General features: G+C 46.0%; 20 protein-coding genes. 2 read left to right on the forward strand and 18 right to left on the reverse strand.

Features of this window, described 5'->3' with window-relative positions:
* Nucleotides 1–12 precede the first annotated feature (12 nt).
* The 12 genes from PW220_RS09520 to PW220_RS09575 form a co-directional block, all read right to left on the reverse strand.
* A complete protein-coding gene (locus PW220_RS09520) occupies nt 13–1,293 on the reverse strand; it encodes an MFS transporter (protein ID WP_248055694.1) in 1,281 nt (426 codons plus the stop codon).
* An 86-nt stretch (nt 1,294–1,379) separates the two neighbouring features.
* The gene (locus PW220_RS09525; protein WP_248055695.1) at nt 1,380–2,027 is read right to left on the reverse strand and encodes a hypothetical protein; all 648 of its coding nucleotides are present in this window, start codon (nt 2,025–2,027) and stop codon (nt 1,380–1,382) included.
* Between the two features lie 4 nt (nt 2,028–2,031).
* On the reverse strand, nt 2,032–2,478 hold the full coding sequence (locus PW220_RS09530; RefSeq protein WP_105118601.1) for a LytTR family DNA-binding domain-containing protein: 447 nt from the start codon (nt 2,476–2,478) through the stop codon (nt 2,032–2,034).
* A 136-nt stretch (nt 2,479–2,614) separates the two neighbouring features.
* Nucleotides 2,615–3,370, reverse strand: coding sequence for a TIGR00266 family protein (locus PW220_RS09535; RefSeq protein WP_172018867.1), 756 nt, complete (start codon nt 3,368–3,370; stop codon nt 2,615–2,617).
* A 200-nt stretch (nt 3,371–3,570) separates the two neighbouring features.
* Entirely contained in the window at nt 3,571–4,065 is a 495-nt protein-coding gene (locus PW220_RS09540) for a beta-class carbonic anhydrase (protein WP_248055698.1), read from the reverse strand.
* A gap of 123 nt (nt 4,066–4,188) precedes the next feature.
* A complete protein-coding gene (gene radA, locus PW220_RS09545) occupies nt 4,189–5,556 on the reverse strand; it encodes a DNA repair protein RadA (RefSeq protein ID WP_024398839.1) in 1,368 nt (455 codons plus the stop codon).
* 6 nt (nt 5,557–5,562) lie between these two features.
* The gene (locus PW220_RS09550) at nt 5,563–6,006 is read right to left on the reverse strand and encodes a dUTP diphosphatase (protein ID WP_105210133.1); all 444 of its coding nucleotides are present in this window, start codon (nt 6,004–6,006) and stop codon (nt 5,563–5,565) included.
* A gap of 27 nt (nt 6,007–6,033) precedes the next feature.
* Nucleotides 6,034–6,558 (reverse strand): hypothetical protein, encoded by a 525-nt coding sequence (locus PW220_RS09555; protein WP_248055699.1) that lies wholly within the window; start codon nt 6,556–6,558, stop codon nt 6,034–6,036.
* 49 nt (nt 6,559–6,607) lie between these two features.
* Nucleotides 6,608–7,870 carry a S41 family peptidase gene (locus PW220_RS09560; RefSeq protein WP_248055702.1) on the reverse strand — a complete coding sequence of 421 codons (1,263 nt, stop codon included), beginning with the start codon at nt 7,868–7,870 and terminating at the stop codon, nt 6,608–6,610.
* Nucleotides 7,871–7,976: 106 nt separating this feature from the next.
* Nucleotides 7,977–9,761 carry an ABC transporter ATP-binding protein gene (locus tag PW220_RS09565; RefSeq protein WP_248055703.1) on the reverse strand — a complete coding sequence of 595 codons (1,785 nt, stop codon included), beginning with the start codon at nt 9,759–9,761 and terminating at the stop codon, nt 7,977–7,979.
* On the reverse strand, nt 9,762–11,468 hold the full coding sequence (locus tag PW220_RS09570; protein ID WP_248055704.1) for an ABC transporter ATP-binding protein: 1,707 nt from the start codon (nt 11,466–11,468) through the stop codon (nt 9,762–9,764).
* Entirely contained in the window at nt 11,461–11,910 is a 450-nt protein-coding gene (locus PW220_RS09575) for a MarR family winged helix-turn-helix transcriptional regulator (RefSeq protein WP_248055709.1), read from the reverse strand. The genes PW220_RS09570 and PW220_RS09575 overlap by 8 nt, the downstream gene beginning before the upstream one ends.
* A gap of 224 nt (nt 11,911–12,134) precedes the next feature.
* Between PW220_RS09575 and PW220_RS09580 the strand changes: the two genes are divergently transcribed.
* On the forward strand, nt 12,135–13,151 hold the full coding sequence (locus tag PW220_RS09580; RefSeq protein WP_105113399.1) for an NAD(P)H-dependent glycerol-3-phosphate dehydrogenase: 1,017 nt from the start codon (nt 12,135–12,137) through the stop codon (nt 13,149–13,151).
* 15 nt (nt 13,152–13,166) lie between these two features.
* Nucleotides 13,167–14,072: a UTP--glucose-1-phosphate uridylyltransferase GalU gene (gene galU / locus PW220_RS09585; RefSeq protein WP_105210140.1), complete on the forward strand. Its 906-nt coding sequence runs from the start codon at nt 13,167–13,169 to the stop codon at nt 14,070–14,072.
* A 25-nt stretch (nt 14,073–14,097) separates the two neighbouring features.
* Here galU and PW220_RS09590 read toward each other — a convergent pair whose 3' ends face one another.
* The 6 genes from PW220_RS09590 to PW220_RS09615 form a co-directional block, all read right to left on the reverse strand.
* Nucleotides 14,098–14,775: a rhomboid family intramembrane serine protease gene (locus tag PW220_RS09590; protein ID WP_105118611.1), complete on the reverse strand. Its 678-nt coding sequence runs from the start codon at nt 14,773–14,775 to the stop codon at nt 14,098–14,100.
* Nucleotides 14,759–15,301, reverse strand: coding sequence for a 5-formyltetrahydrofolate cyclo-ligase (locus PW220_RS09595; protein ID WP_105118612.1), 543 nt, complete (start codon nt 15,299–15,301; stop codon nt 14,759–14,761). The genes PW220_RS09590 and PW220_RS09595 overlap by 17 nt, the downstream gene beginning before the upstream one ends.
* 40 nt (nt 15,302–15,341) lie before the next feature.
* Complete coding sequence (locus PW220_RS09600) at nt 15,342–16,469, reverse strand: N-acetyldiaminopimelate deacetylase (RefSeq protein ID WP_105118613.1); 1,128 nt, start codon at nt 16,467–16,469, stop codon at nt 15,342–15,344.
* Between the two features lie 9 nt (nt 16,470–16,478).
* A complete protein-coding gene (gene dapD / locus PW220_RS09605) occupies nt 16,479–17,177 on the reverse strand; it encodes a 2,3,4,5-tetrahydropyridine-2,6-dicarboxylate N-acetyltransferase (protein WP_024376132.1) in 699 nt (232 codons plus the stop codon).
* A gap of 113 nt (nt 17,178–17,290) precedes the next feature.
* A complete protein-coding gene (locus tag PW220_RS09610; protein ID WP_105118614.1) occupies nt 17,291–18,031 on the reverse strand; it encodes a metallophosphoesterase in 741 nt (246 codons plus the stop codon).
* 65 nt (nt 18,032–18,096) lie between these two features.
* Nucleotides 18,097–19,446, reverse strand: a complete 1,350-nt coding sequence (locus PW220_RS09615; RefSeq protein ID WP_105118615.1) for a glucose-6-phosphate isomerase — start codon at nt 19,444–19,446, stop codon at nt 18,097–18,099.
* Nucleotides 19,447–19,511 lie beyond the last annotated feature (65 nt).

Here is a 19,511-nt window from a genome sequence, read left to right on the forward strand (position 1 = left end):
AGAAAAATCAGCCTAGTTGGGCTGATTTTGAGGTGTTTTTTGGTTGCGTGCCAGCCAGTAGAGGACATAGAGGACTAAGATTCCAGTAGCTGCTAGGAAAAGTCCGCTAATCTGATCTACTGTTAACACCAATACCAGACCTGAAACAAGTAGTCGAACAAAGGCCTGACCCAGCATAAAGTAGGTCGATACTGCACCGCCGATAGTTGCCAGTTGCTCCTCTGGCATAGAATTGACAAACTTGGCATTAAACTTAGGACCGCTGGCACCAAAGCTAATTCCCATTGTAGTAAGGAAGAAGAAAATAATTGGCAGTTGATGTAGCAACATTCCGACAAACACGCCAAGTAGAGAGAAAGTGGCTGCCACTTCAAGCGTCACCATGCTGGTCTTTTTGAAGAGGCTAAAGACCAAGGTCGAACCCAGAATATTGCCGACAAAGAAGATCAGAATGGTCAGGGCAAGGGTTGTTTCAACATTAAGGAAGACGAGGCCTGGGTCTTCGCTAATCAGCAGGACCAGAATAGGATAAAGGATGGCTCCGCAGGCATTGATAAGAGGGCTGGTAATCAGGACCAGACGGAACTCGGGAATCTTACGCAGCTCCACGATTGCTTGCTTGAAAGAAGCTAGAATGCCTGGTCCCTTGGTTTTTTGCTCAGTCTGGCTCGGCTGCTCTGCTATTTTCAAAGGCTGCTCCGTCAGGAGCTTGCGAAAGGCTGGCGTCAGCAGTTGCATGATGAGGAGGGCGGCTAAAAAGGTGCCGGCGTTGAGAAAGGCCAGGTTTTGGTAGGAGAGGAGGCCGACCAAGAGGGCAGAGAGGGCCTGAAAGGCGATGTTGAGAAGGCTGGTCACGGTCTGGCGAAAGGCCGAGTACTGCTCCCGCTCTTCCTTGGGCGCTACGCGCAATCCCAGAGGTGTATAGAGGCCGTTTTCATAGAAGCCAGCGAAGTCTGCAAAGACATTGAAAGTTGCAGCCACCACGACAATCCAGAGAGCTGGCTCAAAGCCCATGCAGAAGCCGAGGATGAGGTAGAGAAGAACACGAAAGAGTAGGGTCAGCTTGATAGTGCTGATTTTGTTGACCGTCTTATCTGCCAGATAGCCTGTAAAGAGTCCCATAAAGCTAGGGAAGATTTCCGAGAAGGTCACGATTGCCAGAGCCAGACGGCTGTTGGGCACCAGCAAAACATAGTTCATCAAGGCCAAATAATAGACCACATCGCCAAAATTGGACAACATATCCGCAGTCAGTACCCATAGGTAGGTAGCATTTTTCAAAATCTTTTTCATGATAATCCCTTTCTTTTGAGTGGTTTTCAGAATATTCTGACTCTTCAACCTGCAGAGGAGCCTGAATAGACTGCTCTCTGTTCACTCTAGGTGTAATAGATATTCAAAGTGGAGAAGGCCATATCTCCTGTGATATGCAGCATCTTTTCTCCTATACCAGTTGCATAGTTATTGACAGCAGACATGGAACTATCTAGCTCCACGACCGCCTGCCAATTTGCCGGCAGATAAAGATTAACTGATGAGAAAGCTGCATCTATATGAAATTCAGCCTTATCTCCCAGAATAATCGCCTGATCAAAATAAACCATACTGGAGCCAAAGGCCACTTCCACACTATCGTAGGTAAAATTTTCCTCATGAATGTAGCGAGTAGAGGAGCCAAAAGCTATTTCCCGACCCTTATCGCCAATCACTCCGGTACTGCTCACATCTGGTCTCTTGGGCTTGAATAAGAGCTGCAAACCCGCACAGGCTAGGCCTGCACCCACAATCAGTGTCCAAGTATCGATGTCCACCCAGTCAAAGTGGTTGTTCAAAATAATAAAGACCAAAGTTCCCCACACAAAGCTTGTAACTAACTGTCTTCTAATTATTGCTTTTAGGAGAAGATAACTCCAACCGACTACCAGTGCCAATTTCCAAAGAGGAAGCTCAATAGCCGGCAAGTAGTCTTGAAACAAGACCAAGCCTGCCAAGACCAGCAGGGCAATTCCTAAACCATTTTTTTTCATTTTTCTACCTCACTTCTCGTAACTTTTCTTTTAATAAATGATAATAATGCCGCGACACGTGGACTTCCTTGTGAGTCTGATAGAAGGAAATCCGACTAGTTCCTGAAAAGGATTTGTCCAGCGAATAAACAGCCTTGCTATTTGCAATGGTTGACTTGGAAACCCGACAAAAATAAGCAGGGAGGCAGTCTTCCAGTTCATAGAGTTTCATCTTGACTTCATAGGCATCATCCCTGGTATGCCCCATCATCTTGGTTCCATCCGTTTCAAAAAAGAGCAGGTCTTCTAGTTTCAAGAAATATTCACTAGTTCCTTTGTAAAAGACAAGCGAGGGACGGCTAACCTGTTGCAAAGCCTGCTGGATGCGTTCCAACTCTGGTCCTAGTTGGCTACTTCTGATAATCACTTCGACTTGCTCTAAGCTATCATCTAATTCAATCCGAACTTTCATACGACCTCCTTTGCTTTTTCTGGTTTTATTATATCAACTTACTCGAATTTTGCAAGGGCATTTCAGCAAGTGGTCAAAAAATGCCAGTAAGTGGTATAATTGGACACTCAAAAAACCAGCCGTAGCTGGTTGAGTCTTAAAAAATCGCATCAAGGAGAGATGTACTACCTCCTCCACCATCCCCACCTGTTACGATATGGCTACCGATAACTTGAGCAAAGGTTTCAATATTCAAGCTTTGTACATAGATTTCCCCATAGCCCGAGAAGGTATTAACAATCCCTTCGCCAGTACCAATGGATTGTAGGAAACCATTTTCCATATGAATATCGTAGTTGAGGTCACGGCTCCAAGCTACCACATGGGCATTATCAATGGTAATACTCCCGCCATCCAATTCAATCTTCTTAATCGACCCGAAAGCATTTGCCAAGAGGGTACCCTTACCCTCAGTCGTCATAACAAAGAGGCCACCCTGACCACCAAAGAAGGCACGACCAACACTTTGGCGTTCCATCTTATACTGAGCTGAACCATCAAGGGCAAGAAATGCGCCATCATTAAGACGGTATTGTTCTGCCCCAAGTTCCAAGGCAATGACCTGACCTGGCGTTGAAGGCGCAAGTGCAATTTTTCCATCGTCACTATTGGAAATGGCTTGCGTGATAAACATAGATTCGCCTGATACCATTGACCGACCGATGGCTCCCATCAATTTACCAAAACCAGAGCCTCCACGGGCATTAAGCTTGGTATTCAAGGTCACACTCGGCGTATGGTAGACCATGCTTCCTTGTTGAATATAAGCTGATTCCCCAGCTTCCAAGGCGATTTCCACCAAAGGAAATTGCATATTGCTGTCGATTGTGTATTTCATACGATTGTCTGACATAGTTGCCTCCTATTTTTTACGAAATGTACCTGTTAACCACAGGATTGCTATAATAAACCAAAAACAAGCTAAAACAAACCAAATCATTATTAACTCCTTTTGTATTGTTTCTATAACACAATTCTACAACTTAAACTAAACCCTGTCAAGTATCTTTGTAAAAAAATAAAGGAATCCAAACAATTAGATTCCTCCTGTCATCATATAACCTCTGTCATACGGCCCGTATCCACATCATAAACCGCACCAGAAATTTCAACGTCGTCAGGGATGAGCGGAGATTGCTTCAAGAGAGTAATATCCTCACGAACGCTTTCTTCAATGTCTGTAAAAGGAAGAAAGTCCTGACCAGCCACATCCACTCCCAAATCCCGCCTGAGTTGGACCGCAAATTCTTCATTGGTAAAGGTCTGGGCACCGCAGTCTGTATGGTGGAGCACCACGATTTCCCGCGTACCAAGTTGCTGCTGGGAAATGACTAGCGAACGAATCATGTCCTCCGTCACGCGCCCACCTGCATTCCGCAGAATGTGGGCATCACCCAGAGCCAAGCCCAAAGCCTGAGCAACGTGAAGTCGTGAGTCCATGCAGGTCACGATAGCCACCTTGGTCTTGGGCTTAAGCGGCAGGTGATAGGTACCATGCAGGTCAACATAGGCCTTGTTGGCCTTCATAAAGTTTTGAAAATAAGACATAGGACCTCCTTGTCTGATGAGAATTTCTGAATTTTTCAGAAATAGGTTAGACCTAGCTTATCACATTCCCGACCATTTGTCGCAAAAAGAGGAGCGACTAGCTGTCACTCCCGAATGATTTTATCAGTTGAATACTTTCTGCAAGACTTCGCCAATGGTTGTCACGCCGACAACAGTGATTTCCTTTGGTACCTTGATTCCTGTCAGGGAATTTTTAGGGGCATAGACCTTAGTAAAGCCCAATTTGGCGGCTTCGTTAATCCGTTGTTCAATCCGATTGACGCGGCGGATTTCCCCTGTCAGACCTATTTCGCCTATAAAGCACTCTTGTGGGTTGGTTGGCTTGTCCTTGTAACTGGAGGCAAGGGCAACTGCGACTGCCAGGTCAATAGCTGGCTCATCCAGTTTGACACCGCCTGCTGACTTGAGGTAGGCATCTTGGTTTTGGAGGAGCAGGCCTGCCCGTTTTTCCAAAACCGCCATAATCAAGCTAGCACGGTTGAAATCCAAGCCTGTCGTAGTCCGCTTGGCATTGCCAAACATGGTCGGGGTCACCAGAGCCTGTACTTCGGCAAGGATAGGGCGGGTGCCCTCCATGGTCACGACAATAGCAGAGCCTGTCGCCCCGTCCAGACGCTCTTCCAGAAAGACCTCACTTGGATTGAGAACTTCGACCAAGCCCTGCGACTGCATTTCAAAAATGCCGATTTCATTGGTAGAGCCGAAGCGGTTTTTGACCGCCCGCAAGATACGAAAGGTGTGCTGCCGCTCGCCCTCAAAATAAAGAACGGTGTCCACCATGTGCTCCAGGGTCCTAGGTCCAGCCAGGGTTCCTTCCTTGGTCATGTGGCCGACGATAAAGGTTGCGATATTGTTGGTCTTGGCAATCTGCATGAGCTCATTGGTCACTTCACGGACCTGACTGACAGAGCCTTGCACGCTGGAGATGTCAGGGCTCATGATGGTTTGGATAGAGTCGATAATTAGGAAATCTGGCTTGATTTTCTCAATCTCGGTCCGAATGCTCTGCATATTGGTCTCCGCATAGAGATAGAACTCGCTGTCAATGTCGCCCAAACGCTCGGCACGAAGCTTAATCTGCTGTGCAGACTCCTCACCCGACACGTAGAGGACGGTGCCAATAGTCGAAAGTTGGGTCGATACTTGCAGGAGCAGGGTGGACTTCCCAATCCCTGGATCGCCTCCAATGAGAACTAGACTGCCCGGCACCACTCCACCACCGAGGACGCGGTTAAACTCCTCCATGTTGGTCTTGGTGCGGGCCACTTGAATGGACGACACTTCATTGAGCTTCATAGGGCGGGTCTTCTCACCTGTCAGACTGACCCGCTCGTTCTTGACTTCAGCGACTTCCACTTCCTCGACAAAGGAAGACCAGGAGCCACAGTTGGGGCAACGGCCCAGATACTTGGGCGAGTGGTACTCGCAGGATTGACAGACAAAGGTTGTTTTTTTCTTAGCGATGATGATGTCCTCCTACTTCCCAGTCGAGCCAAATCCACCTGTCCGAACGCCATCGGCCTGGTCGCCGTCAGCCAAAAGGAAGGGGGCAAAAACAGCCTGCACAATTCGCTCCCCAGCTTCCACCACCACGATTTCTTCTGTGATGTTTCGCATCTGGGCAAAGATGTGGCCTTCGTTGGCTGGATTGCCGTAGTAGTCGCCGTCGATAACTCCAACTGAGTTAATCAAAACCAGCCCCTTCTTGCGAGGATTGGACGAGCGGTCGTAGAGATAGAGGACCTCGTTGGCCTGCATATAGGCCTTGACACCCGTTGGCACCAGCTTAATCTCACCTGGCTCCAAGCTGACGGTTTCTGCAGCCTTCAGGTCGTAACCTGCTGCATGAGCGGTCTCACGTTTTGGCAATAAATTTTCATCAGTAAACTGGCTGACCAGTTCGAATCCGCGGATTTTCATTAAAACTCCTTATATCATGTTCTTTTTTTATTCATTGTATTCATTCGCATTTTTCGTCACAAATGCAAAAAGTGTTGTTAAGGGGAAGGCATACTCGTCATCAAAGCGGGCTGCACGTAGCCACAAGTCTTGGTCAACCTTGCGAATATAGACACTGCGTGGGAAGGTGAATTCTTCTTCCAACTGAGGCGACAGCAGGCAAATGGCTCCGTCTGGTGATTTTCCTTGGGAGAGTACGGTATTCTGGCTGACTTCCTGTTCCAACAAGGTCAGGCGAAGATAAACTCCCAGATGAGCTGGTGGTAGTTGATAACCCATCTCCACGGCTCTCTCCTCTATCTGAGGAGCAGTTGCTTCCCTATCAAACCCCATATCAACCAGGCTGACAATCTCAACCAAGCACTCTTGCTGCTCCTCCACTACTTGATATGCAGACTGGGCTAGGTAGGTCTTGAAATAATCATTTACCAAAATCCCCTTGTCATCTAAGTAGGCAAGGATTTCTTCTTTTTTCAGGGGAAACAATTCAACTCGAAGGCTCTGTCTTTTCATAGGTCTATTATACAGGAAATACAGGGTAAAGCAAAGACCTACTAGTAAACTAGAAGATCTCGCTGGTTTGAATTAGTTTCAAAACATAGTCCAAGTCTACATCTCTTTCCAAATGCTCAGGTGTCCAGGGAATGTAAATATCTGGCTCAACGCCTCTATCTGTCATCCCATTTCCCTTGTCAATTTCCAAACTGCGTGAGGTCGGATACATCAGGTAATCGTCGCCAAATTCTGCAAAACAGCAGTTGGAATAATCTAAGATACCCAAGGTCGCCCGCCCAACCACTGTGACTTTTGGAAGTGGTTTAAAGGTTTGGACAAAATTATCTCCTGAAGAGGCACAACGAACATCTGACAGGATATAAATCTTATTCGGTCCACCTTCAAGTCCTCTATATTCTGCCAAGTAATCTTCCTCGTCATCTGCACAGACAAAGCCAGCACCCTGATGTACTTCCAAGTCTGCCAACAAACTTTCTGTAAAGGCTCGACTTTCTGCTGAAAGATGAGGATCCCGCAAATCCTGCTCAAACAACTTACGTCGGTGAGCAACATTTGTCGGTGTATAGAGAATCTCCATGCCTGCCTCATCCGTCACCATATCATCGTAGGATTTCCCTGCTGGCAAGGCATATTTGAGCAAGGGCCAATAGAGTGAATCACTGCCACCACTGTTGACACGGACATCAATAATCAAGTTTTTTACCATGTGCAACAGAGGCTCTATCTGGGTATAGAGCTGTCCAATTTTCTCTTCGTCATAAAAGTTCTCCATTTTCATATAGAGAGTATGGTCGTCTAGCCAGTTCCAAGCAAATGCTTCCTGCTCTGCTGAATCTTGACAATCTCCAATCTCTACTTGCAAGAACTGACCATTACGAAAAAGACTGACCTTCTCTGCTTTTTTGACCAAATAAGCCCACTCCATGTACTGTCGCTCAGGCGTCGGACTGACAAAAAAGGCTTGGTGCTCCTGATAAACTTGGTCAAGAGGTTGACCACCTATGGCGATAATGCGGTCGCCCACCTCAAGACCGTTGCCACTATCACTGTCTAGCACATAGAGGGAATCTTCATGCCGACGCAGGAAGGCACCCAATCTTGGTGCGGCAGGGGAATGGTACCAGATATGACCCAGCACACCAAAGCTAGCTAAGTAAGTCCGAACCAGATAGATAAAGTCTTCTTTGGGCAAGTCTGTCAGTAACTGGTCACGATAAGGAGTCGGATCTGCCCCCTTTTTGTCCTTTTTAGTAGACGAATCTTCCTGCATGATGCCTACAATCGTATCAAATATTTCTAATTGGGTCATGAGTAGCTCCTTCAAAATATAAGTTTATTTCAGTATAATCTGTCGCCAGGCTGATGTCAAGACTGGAAAAGTCAGAAACAAAAAAGGCCTGTTGAGACCTTTTTCTTTATTCAAACACAAACTGGTTATGGTAGAGTTCGGCGTAGAAGCCATTGAGCTTGAGGAGCTGGCTGTGGTTGCCCTGCTCAATCACTTTTCCGTCTTTGAGGACGATGATTTCGTCCGCATTGAGAATGGTTTTGAGGCGGTGGGCAATGACGAAGCTGGTCCGTCCTGCGATAATAGCCTCCATAGCTTTCTGGATTTTGGCTTCCGTTACGGTATCAACGTTTGACGTTGCTTCGTCCAAAATCAAGACTTGTGGATCTGTCAAAAGCGTACGGGCAATGGAAATCAACTGTTTCTGACCTGTTGAGAAGACATTCTCATCATCGGTCACAAAGGTTTCATAGCCCTCTGGCAAGCTCATGATGAAGTCGTGGATATGAGTGGCACGAGCTGCGGTTTCCACCATTTCTTGCGAAATGCTTTCATCACCAAAGCGGATATTGTCCGCAATAGTACCTGAGAAAAGAACCGACTCCTGCAAGACAATGCCGACCTTATCCCGCAAGCTGTCCAAGTCATATTCCCGAATATCACGACCATCAAAGGCCACGCTACCACCGTTAACATCATAGAAGCGGTTGATCAAGTTCATAATGGTAGTCTTACCAGACCCCGTCGGACCAACGACTGCCACCATTTTGCCCTTAGGAGCAGAGATAGACACCTTGTCCAAGACCCTCTGACCTGGCAAGTAGCCAAAGTCGATGTCCTTGATTTCAACTCCTTCTTTTAATTCGGTAAATAGCGGAGCGTTTTGAGGGCGAACCTCCTCAGGCTCATCAAACATTTCCTGAATACGATGAGCTCCTGTGAAAGCTAGCTGCAATTCTGCCCAGCTGGCAGCAACCTGCATGATTGGCTGGTAATACTGTTGCGAATACTGAACAAAGGTCACTACCAGACCAAGTGCAGCAGCTGTTTCCAGCGAACTATCATTGAGAACAATGCTGGAGCCTGCAAAGATAACAATGGCCGTATTGACCAAACTCATCCCATTCATAAATGGAAAGAGAATACCACCAAACAAGCGTCCCTTGAAGGTCGTACGGCGAACTTCTTCATTGAGTTCCAAGAAACCATCAATCGTCTCTTCCTGCACACCCTGTACAATAATCGCTTTTTGTCCGGAAATTTTCTCGTCCATGTAGGCATTGAGCTTAGATACCGCAGCCTGTTGCTTATCCGTATATTTCCGTGATAGGCGGATGATAAGGACCAAGGCAATCAAGGCAACTGGTGTAGAAGCAATGGTGACCCAGGCCAAGCGAGTATCCTGACGGAACATCATGATGACCATACCAATATAAAGGGCGATGTTGGTCACCACTTGGGTCAAGGACTGGTTAAAAGCGTTTTGGATATTGTCCAAATCACTGGTAAAGCGAGAAAGAATGTCCCCGTCCTTGTGGCTATCAAAGAAGGCAACTGTCAAACGTTCCAGCTTGCCAAACAAGCCCTTACGCATACGGTTGGTCGAATGAGCCACGATACGCGTGAAGAGGAGGGTGTAAATCAAGGAAGCCACAACCGTCGCCGCATAGGCAAAGAAAAGATTGAGCATAACCCCGTTAAAATCAGCCATGTCTGGCTGAAAGTCAGCCTGACCAGCTTGATTGGCCATAAAGTAAGCCTGCCCAATTTTCCCCATCTCCGCAATGGCATTTCCAAGGAAAACAGGCGTCTTAACCTGCAAGTAGGTCGCTGTCACAATGGCTAGAAAAATCACAGCAAAGGACAGTTTATAGCGTTTGAAATAAAACCAGAAAAAACGTAACGTCTTCATCTATTCCTCCCTCCCTTTCTGTGTTTCGTAGATTTCACGGTAGACATCATTCGTAGCTACCAACTCGGCGTGGGGACCTTGGCCGATCAGACGACCTTCGTCAAGAACCAAAATCTTATCAGCTTTGACAACAGAAGAAATCTTCTGGGCAACAATGACAGTGGTTGTCCCCTTCAAATCATGGTTGAGAGCCTCTTGGACTAGTTTCTCAGACTTGGCATCCAGGGCAGAAGTTGAGTCATCCAAGACCAAAACCTTAGGCTCGCCAATCACCCCACGAGCAATGGACATCCGCTGCTTCTGACCACCAGAGAAGTTATTTCCACGTTCTTCTACTTGGCTCTCATAGGTATCATCCAAACGGTCGATAAATTCTTTTGCTTGGGCAATACCTGCGGCCCGCTCCAAACGTTGCAAATCAGCACCAGGTGCCCCTTGACGCAGGTTGTCTGCAATGGTCCCCGAGAAGAGAATAGCCTTTTGCAAGACAATCGATACCGTATCACGCAGGGTGTTCTTGCTGACTTCTTTCAAGTCCCGACCACCAATGGATACCGTTCCTTCCTGTGGGTCAAACAAACGTGGGATTAGCTGAGCAAGTGTGGATTTACCCGCACCTGTTGCACCAACCACACCGACCATCTGCCCAGGCTCAATCTCAAATGAGATATTTTTCAAAGTCGGCTCCGTATCGTGTGGGTAGGTAAAGCTAACATTGTCAAAGACAATCTTACCAGTCAATTCTTCATCCGCCACATCCTTGAAGGTCATAGCAGGCTCCGTATCCAAGACCTCGCTGATCCGCTTAATAGAGATGGCAGCACGAGAAGCCTGCATCCCCATAAAGCTAGTCATGATAATGGCAAACATGATTTGCATGAGGTAGCTCATAAAGGAAGTAAAGCCACCAACTGCCTCCAAGTTGGTTTCCAACATCCCGGACACCAAGTAGAGCGATGCAAAAATCGCCATGTAGGCAATCAACATCATCAGAGGTTGCAAAATAGAAAAACCGTAGCCGATAAAAAGGTTGAGGTCCAAGAGTTCGTTGGATACCTCCTTGAATTTAGCATATTGATTTTTCTCCTGAACAAAGGATTTGACCACACGAATTCCCCGTAGGTTTTCCTTGGCAATACTGTTCATCTTGTCCATGAGGGACTGGAATTTACCAAAACGTGGTCCCATCTGCCCCATGACAACTGCCATAATGGCCATAATCAAGACCACCATGAGAATAATCATCCACCAGAGTTCTGGCATGGTCCGCACTGCCATGATGAAGGCTCCGACAAACAGCAACGGAACCCGCATCAACACTGTAAAGAGCATCATGACAAGGTTCTGGATCTGATTGACATCGTTAGTCATCCGAACAACCAAGTTCCCAGCGTTAAACTCTTCGATATTGGCATAAGAGAAGCTTTGGATCTTCCGAAAGGTCTTCTCACGAATATCCGCAGATACTCCCTGAGAAATCTTAGCTGCTGAAATGGTATTGACAAGCCCTGCCAAAAGACCAATTCCAGCAATAATCAGCAGTAATTTGCCCACACGAACAATCTCATCCTTGTCATTGGCCAAGACTGCTGCCAAGACATCCTTTAAGTAGTTGGGCTGCAAGAGGGTTGTAAGGACGACAACTGACGTCAAAGCAAGACAGGCCAAGGCATACCATTTATAGCGTAAAATGGCTTCTTTAAACATGTTTCTTCTCCTTATAGTGTTGAATATTTTCTTTTAATTGATCGGCTACTTGTCTAACCAAATCAAAGTCCTCTTTTTGAATGCCCCAAAAAAGCGAATGGTGCATTTCATCATGGAAGGCTTTCAGGTGACAGATCTTACCCTGCCCTTTCTCTGTCAAGACTAGCTGCTTATAGCGTTTGTCTAGTTGAGAAGGCAAGACCTGAATAAAACCATTTTTCTCCATTCGCTTGACCAGGTTGCTGGCAACCGATTTGGAAATCTTCAATTCTACTTCTACATCTTTGACAAAGGTTTCAAGGCCTGACCGCTCCGCGATGAAACGCAAGGCCCAGCCCTGTGGACCAGCTAGGTGCTCCACATCGTATTCTTTAGCAATAGTTTCACTGATTTGTTCAATCTGATTGAGCAAGTTCCGAAAATCTGCAATAGTATGTCCCACGATAACTCCTTTCCTAGAATAATTATCATGAGAACTATTATAGTTCTCTCAAGAACTATTGTCAATGATTTCATCTCCAATTTTCTGAAAATGGCGCCAGTTTTCATACTTCCTGCTGAAAGCATTTTTCTTTATCAAAGTAATATTTGACATGACTTGCAAGCTTTTATTTTTTGCTTATGGTATAATAGTAAATAAATTAACTCAACTAGAAAGGATTTTCTATGACCAAACAAACTATTGCTATCTTGGGACCTGGTTCATGGGGGACTGCCCTGGCCCAGGTTCTCAACGATAACGGTCATACTGTCCGCATTTGGGGAAATATTCCCGAACAGATTGACGAAATCAATGAACAGCATACCAATACCCGCTACTTTAAAGATATTGTCTTAGATGAGAATATTAAAGGCTACAAGGATTTGACAGAAACACTAGACGGAGTTGACGCTGTTCTCTTTGTTGTTCCAACCAAGGTGACCCGTCTGGTTGCCAAACAAGTTGCTCAAGCCCTTAAACACAAGGTTGTTGTCATGCACGCTTCCAAAGGGTTGGAACCAGATAGCCACAAACGCTTATCTGAAGTCTTGGAAGAAGAGATTCCTGCAGATCTCCGTTCAGAAATCGTTGTGGTTTCTGGACCAAGCCATGCAGAAGAAACCATCGTCCGTGACTTGACCTTGATTTCTGCAGCTTCAAAAGACTTGGAAACAGCTGGCTATGTGCAAAACCTCTTCAGCAACCATTACTTCCGACTTTACACCAACAACGATGTCATCGGGGTAGAAACAGCTGGTGCTTTGAAAAACATCATCGCTGTTGGTGCTGGAGCCCTTCATGGTCTTGGATTCGGTGACAATGCCAAGGCAGCTATCATTGCCCGTGGCTTAACTGAGATTACCCGCCTTGGAGTTGCCATGGGAGCCAATCCCCTAACCTACAGTGGTCTGTCTGGTGTCGGCGACTTGATTGTTACCGGTACATCCGTTCACTCACGCAACTGGCGGGCTGGTGATTTGCTTGGTAAAGGTGAAAAACTGGAAGATATCGAAGCAAACATGGGCATGGTTATCGAAGGGATTTCTACTACCAAGGCAGCCTATGAATTAGCACAAGAATTGGGCGTTTATATGCCAATCACTCAAGCCATCTACAGCGTCATTTACCAAGGAGCTAGTATTCAGGACGCTATCAAAGATATCATGTCCGGCGAATTCCGCCACGAGAATGAATGGTCTTAATAAAAAGGAGATACGATGACAAAAAAAGTTAGAAAAGCTGTCATCCCAGCAGCTGGATTAGGGACTCGTTTCCTACCTGCTACTAAGGCGCTTGCCAAAGAGATGTTGCCGATTGTGGATAAGCCAACCCTTCAATTTATCTTTGAAGAAGCCCTTAAATCAGGTATTGAGGATATCTTGGTTGTAACCAATAAATCCAAACGTTCCATCGAAGACCACTTTGACTCAAACTTTGAATTGGAGTACAACCTCAAAGAAAAAGGAAAAAATGATCTCTTGAAATTGGTTGATGATGCGACAGCCATTCGCCTACACTTCATTCGCCAAAGCTATCCCAAAGGGTTGGGGGACGCAGTCTTGCAGGCCAAGGCCTTTGTTGGAAACGAGCCGTTCGTTGTTATGTTGGGCGATGACCTCATGGATATCACAGACGATACCGTTAAACCAATCACTAAACAACTGATTGAGGACTACGAAGCGACCCATGCGTCAACACTTGCAGTTATGCCAGTCCCTCATGAGGAAGTTTCTTCATACGGTGTCATTGCCCCGCATGGAGAAGGTATCAACGGCCTATACAGTGTGGAAACCTTTGTGGAAAAACCAAAACCAGAAGATGCACCGTCTGATTTGGCCATTATCGGGCGCTACTTGCTAACTCCTGAAATCTTCAAAATATTAGAAAATCAAGAACCAGGTGCAGGCAACGAAATTCAGTTGACAGATGCCATTGACACCCTCAACAAAACCCAGCGTGTATTTGCTCGTGAATTCACGGGAAAACGCTACGATGTCGGAGATAAATTTGGCTTTATGAAAACATCGATTGACTACGCCTTGACCCACCCACAAGTCAAAGATGATGTGAAAGACTACATCATCGACCTTGCTAAACAATTCCAAACTGAAGAAGAAAAGTAAAAAACTAGCAACCGCTAGTTTTTTCTTATATCACATAAAATATACCTAATAGCACGGCAATCAAGCCCCAATAACCAATGAAACTGTAGAAAATCTGTTTTCCTGTAAAGAGATTTTTTTCCATAAGAGGCGGAAGGAACATCACAACCAAACAACCTCCAATAGCTCCTCCAATATGCCCTGCCATGCTGATGGTTGGATTAAAAAGTCCCAATACCAAGTTCAATCCCAAAAGGACCATATAGCGTTGACCAAGAACTTGCAGATAGGGACTACGACTGAATTTCCTCAAGAGTGCCATGGCAGCAAAAAGACCAAAGAGCGAGGTCGATGCACCTGCACCAACTACATCTGGTGTAAAGAAGAGTACGAAGAGATTTCCTATTATCCCAGACAAGATATACAGCAGGAAGAAGCGCCGTGCTCCAAACAGTCCTTCTAATTGATAACCCAAACCAAGCAAGGTGATGCTATTAAAGATAAAATGTTCCCAGCCAATGTGGACAAAGATGGGGGAAATCAAGCGCCACAACTGAGTTGGATCATAACGTACCACTTGGCCATACATGCCACCAAACTCAAAAATTGTATAAGCTGCCGTCGTCTGCCCAAATCGAAATACCTGTATCAAAAGAAAAACAAGAGCCGTAACCGCCAACAAGGCATTGGTCACAGGATAGCGCTTATCAAAAAAGTTCTTCAAAAATCAACAACTCCTTTACTGGAATATCAAATAGATCTGGTTCGAAATCATAGACTTGAAAGTATGCCAAGGTCGATGCCGTTTTCCCCTGATAATCTACTAGGTAGCGATCATAAAAACCACCACCATAGCCCACTCGAAAACCCGCATGGTTCCAAGCTAAACCGGGCACATGGACCAACTTAATCACAGACTTATCCACAGGTTGTGAATAAGTCCCAGGTTCCCAAACTCCAAACCTAGATTTCACCAAATCATCAGGATTATATTCTACAAAATCCATGCGCCCTTGTGAATAGGTCTTAGGGATGAAAATCTGCTTGCCATCCTTTTGAGCCTGCTCAATCAGGTAAGAAGTGTCAAACTCATGGGGCATGGAAAGGTAGGTCCCAAGCGACTGTGCGCTCTGATAGACCGCAGAAGCAAGGAGCCTTTCCGTCAGCTGCTGGCTCCATCTTGCTCTCTGACTACTAGTCATGCCTTTCAAGTTCTGCAAGGCTTCTCGTCGAATACTGGCTTTATCCACAGAAACTCCTTTTCATTCTGAAAAAGACTGGAAACCCAGTCTAGTTTGCTTTCATTTTCAAAAAATCACTCAACTTATCCACAGCAAAAGGAAGCACTTCCTCTTTGGGACTGAGGCGAGGGTTGTGAAGGGGATAAGGTGTATCCACACCCAACCAGAACATAACACCCGGCACCTTATTGAGCAGGTAGCCAAAGTCCTCACCCGTCATAGCAGGCGGACAATCAATCATCTCCACACCAGCAACCTGTTCAAAATAGGTCATCAGTTCATCTGCCAGCTGGGGATTGTTCTCCACAGGCAAGTAACCGCTAGGATTGAGCTCGATGTCCAGGTCCACTCCAAAGGACAGGGCGATTCCTTCTGCCACTTCCCGCACCCGCTTTTGCACCAGAAGACTCATGCTCTGGGTCAAAGCCCGAATGGTGCCATGCAAGAAGGCCGTTTCTGCAATGACATTATTTGTTGTGCCAGCATGCATGGAGCCAAAGGTGACCACAGCCCCCTCTATTGGGTCGACATTGCGGCTGACCACCGACTGAACCTGGGTCACAAAGTAGCTAGCTGCCACCAAGGCGTCATTGGCCGTATGGGGAAATGCTGCGTGCCCACCCTTTCCTGTAAACCGTATCTTGACTTCACAGGTCCCAGCAAAAAGGGTCGCACGGTTGGTGGCCATTTGACCGACTTTGAGGTCTGGTCGGACATGGAGCCCATAAAATTCATCTGGCAACCAATCCCCAAAAGCACCCGCTTCATACATGAGCATACCTCCTGCTAGATTTTCCTCCGCAGGCTGAAAGAGGAAGAGCAGATTGTTTCTCGGTTGCTGCTCTGCCATTTTCTCCAAAAGCCCCAAGGCAATGGTCATGTGGAAATCATGTCCACAGGCGTGCATCCTGTCTGGGTGGAGGGACTTGAAGTCCAGGTCCGTCTCCTCCACGATCGGTAGGCCGTCAATATCCGCCCGCCAGCCAACCGTCTTTTCAGGAGCGGTCCCTGTCAGATAGACCAAAATCCCAGTCTTCCAAGTGCGGACTTGGGCAAAAGTACAATCTTGCAGTAAACCTTCAATCGTTTCCATAAGAAAGGCGTGGGTCTTGAACTCCTCCATGCCCAGCTCTGGAATCTGGTGGAGGGCCCGGCGTGTCGCGATTAAATCTAGCATAGCTACCTCTTAAAGTGTCCGCAAAGCCTCTTCCAAGGCTGTTTTTTGTTGGGTTTGGGCGTCGATTTCCTTGATGATGCGGGCTGGTACACCTGCCACCACGACGTTTTCAGGGACGTCTTGAGTTACAATAGCACCGGCTGCCACAACAGAGCCGCTACCGATTTGCACACCCTCGATGACAACAGCATTGGCACCGACCAAGACATTGTCACCAACGCGAACTGGCTCGGCAGACGCTGGCTCGATGACACCCGCAAGGACCGCACCAGCACCAATGTGGCTGTTCTTACCAACCGTCGCACGTCCGCCCAAAATCGCACCCATGTCGATCATGGTACCTGGACCGATTTCCGCACCGATGTTGATCACCGCTCCCATCATGATAACAGCATTGTCGCCGATGGTCACTTGGTCACGAATAATGGCACCTGGCTCGATACGGGCGTTAATGTTACGTTTGTCAAGCAAAGGCACAGCTGAATTGCGGCCGTCTTGTTCTACAACGTAGTCCACATTTTCAGTCAAGTTTGCCAAGAGTGGCTCAACGTCCTTCCAGTCACCGAAGAGGACATTGCCAAGCTTTGTCACTTCAGCAGGAACAGGACCTGCCAATTCTCCTTCAAAGGTCACTTTAACAGTGGTCTTTTTCACAGCATTACCGATAAAAGCAATGATTTCTTGCGCAGTCATTTTTTGTGCAGTCATAATGTTTCCAATCTAAAAATAATATTTTTACTATTATATCAAAATTTTCTGAAAATTTGATGATGAAAAACAAAAAAATTAGAAGTTTTACCTCCTAATTTTCATCTATTATATTAATCCTCAATTTCTTTTCTCGGATTGACAGCTCCAACGATATAATCTTGAACTAAACCTGTGTCATCTAGTACAATTCCATGGAGAACTCCACCGTAAACAGCACCACCGTCAATCCCCATTTTCCCATCTGAACTGGTCCAGATTTGGCTAATGCGGAGCTTTGTTTGATAGAGGTTATAAACAGGGGTATGCCCAAAGACAATCATTTTCCCTGTGGTATTTTCAGCCTCATGGAAAGGAGTTCTAAGCCAGACTTTATCATGATTGCTGGTTTCGCGCCAGTCTGGTAAAGTCAAGTCCACACCAGCATGGACAAAGATATATCCTTCCGTTTCCACATGATAGGGACAAGATTTGACAAAATCAATCAGGTCCTCATATTGTTCCATCACTGCATTAGCATCTACTAATCCATCTACAGGAGCATCCAAGGGCCGTCCCAGAAGAGAGTTAATCGTTGTATCACCACCGTTCCGACGGTAATGGTCATAGCAGTCAACCGGATCACGTAACCAGGCCAGAAACATCCGTTCATGGTTACCCGTTAAACAAATCGCATCCTTTTCCCGTACCAATTGCCAAACCAACTCCAAACAGGCTTTGGAATTTTCCCCGCGATCAATCAGGTCACCCAGAAAAATCAACTGTTGTCGCTTCTCGTTCCATTTCTTTAAAATATCAAGCAGGAGTTCAAACTTACCATGAACATCTCCTACTACAAAAAATTCCGTTTTCATAGAGAATATTCTACCATATTTCTAAAGGAAAGAAAAACCGACCGTTTCCGGTCAGTTTGGTTTTCCTACAAACGTGCATTCAATTCTGCACCGAGTTCTTCAAATCCTGGTTTGCCAAGAAGAGCGAACATATTTTTCTTGTAGGCTTCTACACCTGGTTGGTCAAATGGGTTGATGGCATTGAGGTAACCAGAGATCGCAATTGCCAACTCGAAGAAGTAGAAGGTGTAACCAAGTGTGAACTCATCTTGTTGTGGAAGAGTGACAAACATGTTTGGTACGCCACCATCTGTGTGGGCAAGAAGTACGCCGTCCGTTGCTTTTTTGTTTACAAAGTCAACGTCCTTACCTTGCAAGTAGCCAAGACCGTCAAGATCTTCTGCCATGTCAGGAATGAGGATATTTTTTCTTGGTTTGTCAACACGAACTACTGTTTCAAAGATATTGCGGTTTCCTTCTTGGATAAATTGTCCAAGTGAGTGCAAGTCTGTTGAGAAGTTAGCAGATGTTGGGTTGATACCTTTTTGGTCCTTACCTTCTGACTCACCAGCCAATTGTTTCCACCATTCGCTGAAGTATTGGAGTGATGGCTCATAGTTTGCCAAGATTTCTGTTACATAGCCTTTTCTGTAAAGGATATTACGAACAGCTGCATATTGGTAAGCCTCATTTTCAGCAATCTTATCTGATGTGTAAGTCTTACGAGCAGCGTTTGCACCTTCCATCAGGGCATCAATGTCTGCACCAGCTGCTGCGATTGGCAAAAGACCAACTGCTGTCAAGACAGAGAAACGGCCGCCGACATCATCTGGAACTACAAAAGTTTCCCAACCATTTGCGTCCGCTTCAACCTTAACTGCACCTTTTGCCTTGTCAGTTGTCGCATAGATACGCTTGTTAGCTTCCTCTTGACCGTATTTCTTGACAAGCAATTCTTTGAAGACGCGGAAGGCAATAGCTGGCTCGGTTGTTGTACCTGATTTTGAAATCACGTTAACTGAGAAGTCCTTGTCAGCAACGTAGTCCACCAAGTCAGCAAGGTAGCTTGATGAGATAGAGTTTCCAGCGTAAAGGATTTGTGGAGCTTTACGCTCTTCACGAGTTTGCAAGTTAACAAAAGCATTGCTCAAGAAATCAATAGCTGCTTTGGCACCGAGATACGAACCACCGATACCGATAACCACCAAAACTTCACTTTCATTTTGGATCTTAGCTGCTGCTTCCTTGATACGCGCAAATTCTTCTTTGTCATAATTTTCTGGTAAATCCAACCAGCCGATAAAGTCGCTACCAGGACCTGTTCCTTGACGGAGCATTTGGTCAGCAAGCGTTACTTGTGGTTGCATATAGTCTACTTCTTGAGCACCAACAAATTGGCCCAAGACTTTTGAATAATCAAATGTAATATGTGTCATGTCATTCCTCCATTTATGTACCATAATATGATAACGCTTTATCATGTTTTTTTCAAGGAATTTAT

It is taken from the genome of Streptococcus sp. 29892 (genome assembly GCF_032594935.1).
GTDB classification, from domain to species: Bacteria; Bacillota; Bacilli; order Lactobacillales; family Streptococcaceae; genus Streptococcus; species Streptococcus hyiners.

Excerpts from the sequence above, each read along its gene's own strand:
- PW220_RS09520 (WP_248055694.1), bottom strand. The coding sequence starts at position 1,293 with ATGAAAAAGATTTTGAAAAATGCTACCTACCTATGGGTACTGACTGCG.
- PW220_RS09525 (WP_248055695.1), bottom strand. The coding sequence starts at position 2,027 with ATGAAAAAAAATGGTTTAGGAATTGCCCTGCTGGTCTTGGCAGGCTTG.
- PW220_RS09530 (WP_105118601.1), bottom strand. The coding sequence starts at position 2,478 with ATGAAAGTTCGGATTGAATTAGATGATAGCTTAGAGCAAGTCGAAGTG.
- PW220_RS09535 (WP_172018867.1), bottom strand. The coding sequence starts at position 3,370 with ATGTCAGACAATCGTATGAAATACACAATCGACAGCAATATGCAATTT.
- PW220_RS09540 (WP_248055698.1), bottom strand. The coding sequence starts at position 4,065 with ATGTCTTATTTTCAAAACTTTATGAAGGCCAACAAGGCCTATGTTGAC.
- PW220_RS09550 (WP_105210133.1), bottom strand. The coding sequence starts at position 6,006 with ATGAAAATCCGCGGATTCGAACTGGTCAGCCAGTTTACTGATGAAAAT.
- PW220_RS09555 (WP_248055699.1), bottom strand. The coding sequence starts at position 6,558 with ATGAAAAGACAGAGCCTTCGAGTTGAATTGTTTCCCCTGAAAAAAGAA.
- PW220_RS09560 (WP_248055702.1), bottom strand. The coding sequence starts at position 7,870 with ATGACCCAATTAGAAATATTTGATACGATTGTAGGCATCATGCAGGAA.
- PW220_RS09565 (WP_248055703.1), bottom strand. The coding sequence starts at position 9,761 with ATGAAGACGTTACGTTTTTTCTGGTTTTATTTCAAACGCTATAAACTG.
- PW220_RS09570 (WP_248055704.1), bottom strand. The coding sequence starts at position 11,468 with ATGTTTAAAGAAGCCATTTTACGCTATAAATGGTATGCCTTGGCCTGT.
- PW220_RS09580 (WP_105113399.1), top strand. The coding sequence starts at position 12,135 with ATGACCAAACAAACTATTGCTATCTTGGGACCTGGTTCATGGGGGACT.
- galU (WP_105210140.1), top strand. The coding sequence starts at position 13,167 with ATGACAAAAAAAGTTAGAAAAGCTGTCATCCCAGCAGCTGGATTAGGG.
- PW220_RS09600 (WP_105118613.1), bottom strand. The coding sequence starts at position 16,469 with ATGCTAGATTTAATCGCGACACGCCGGGCCCTCCACCAGATTCCAGAG.
- dapD (WP_024376132.1), bottom strand. The coding sequence starts at position 17,177 with ATGACTGCACAAAAAATGACTGCGCAAGAAATCATTGCTTTTATCGGT.
- PW220_RS09610 (WP_105118614.1), bottom strand. The coding sequence starts at position 18,031 with ATGAAAACGGAATTTTTTGTAGTAGGAGATGTTCATGGTAAGTTTGAA.
- PW220_RS09615 (WP_105118615.1), bottom strand. The coding sequence starts at position 19,446 with ATGACACATATTACATTTGATTATTCAAAAGTCTTGGGCCAATTTGTT.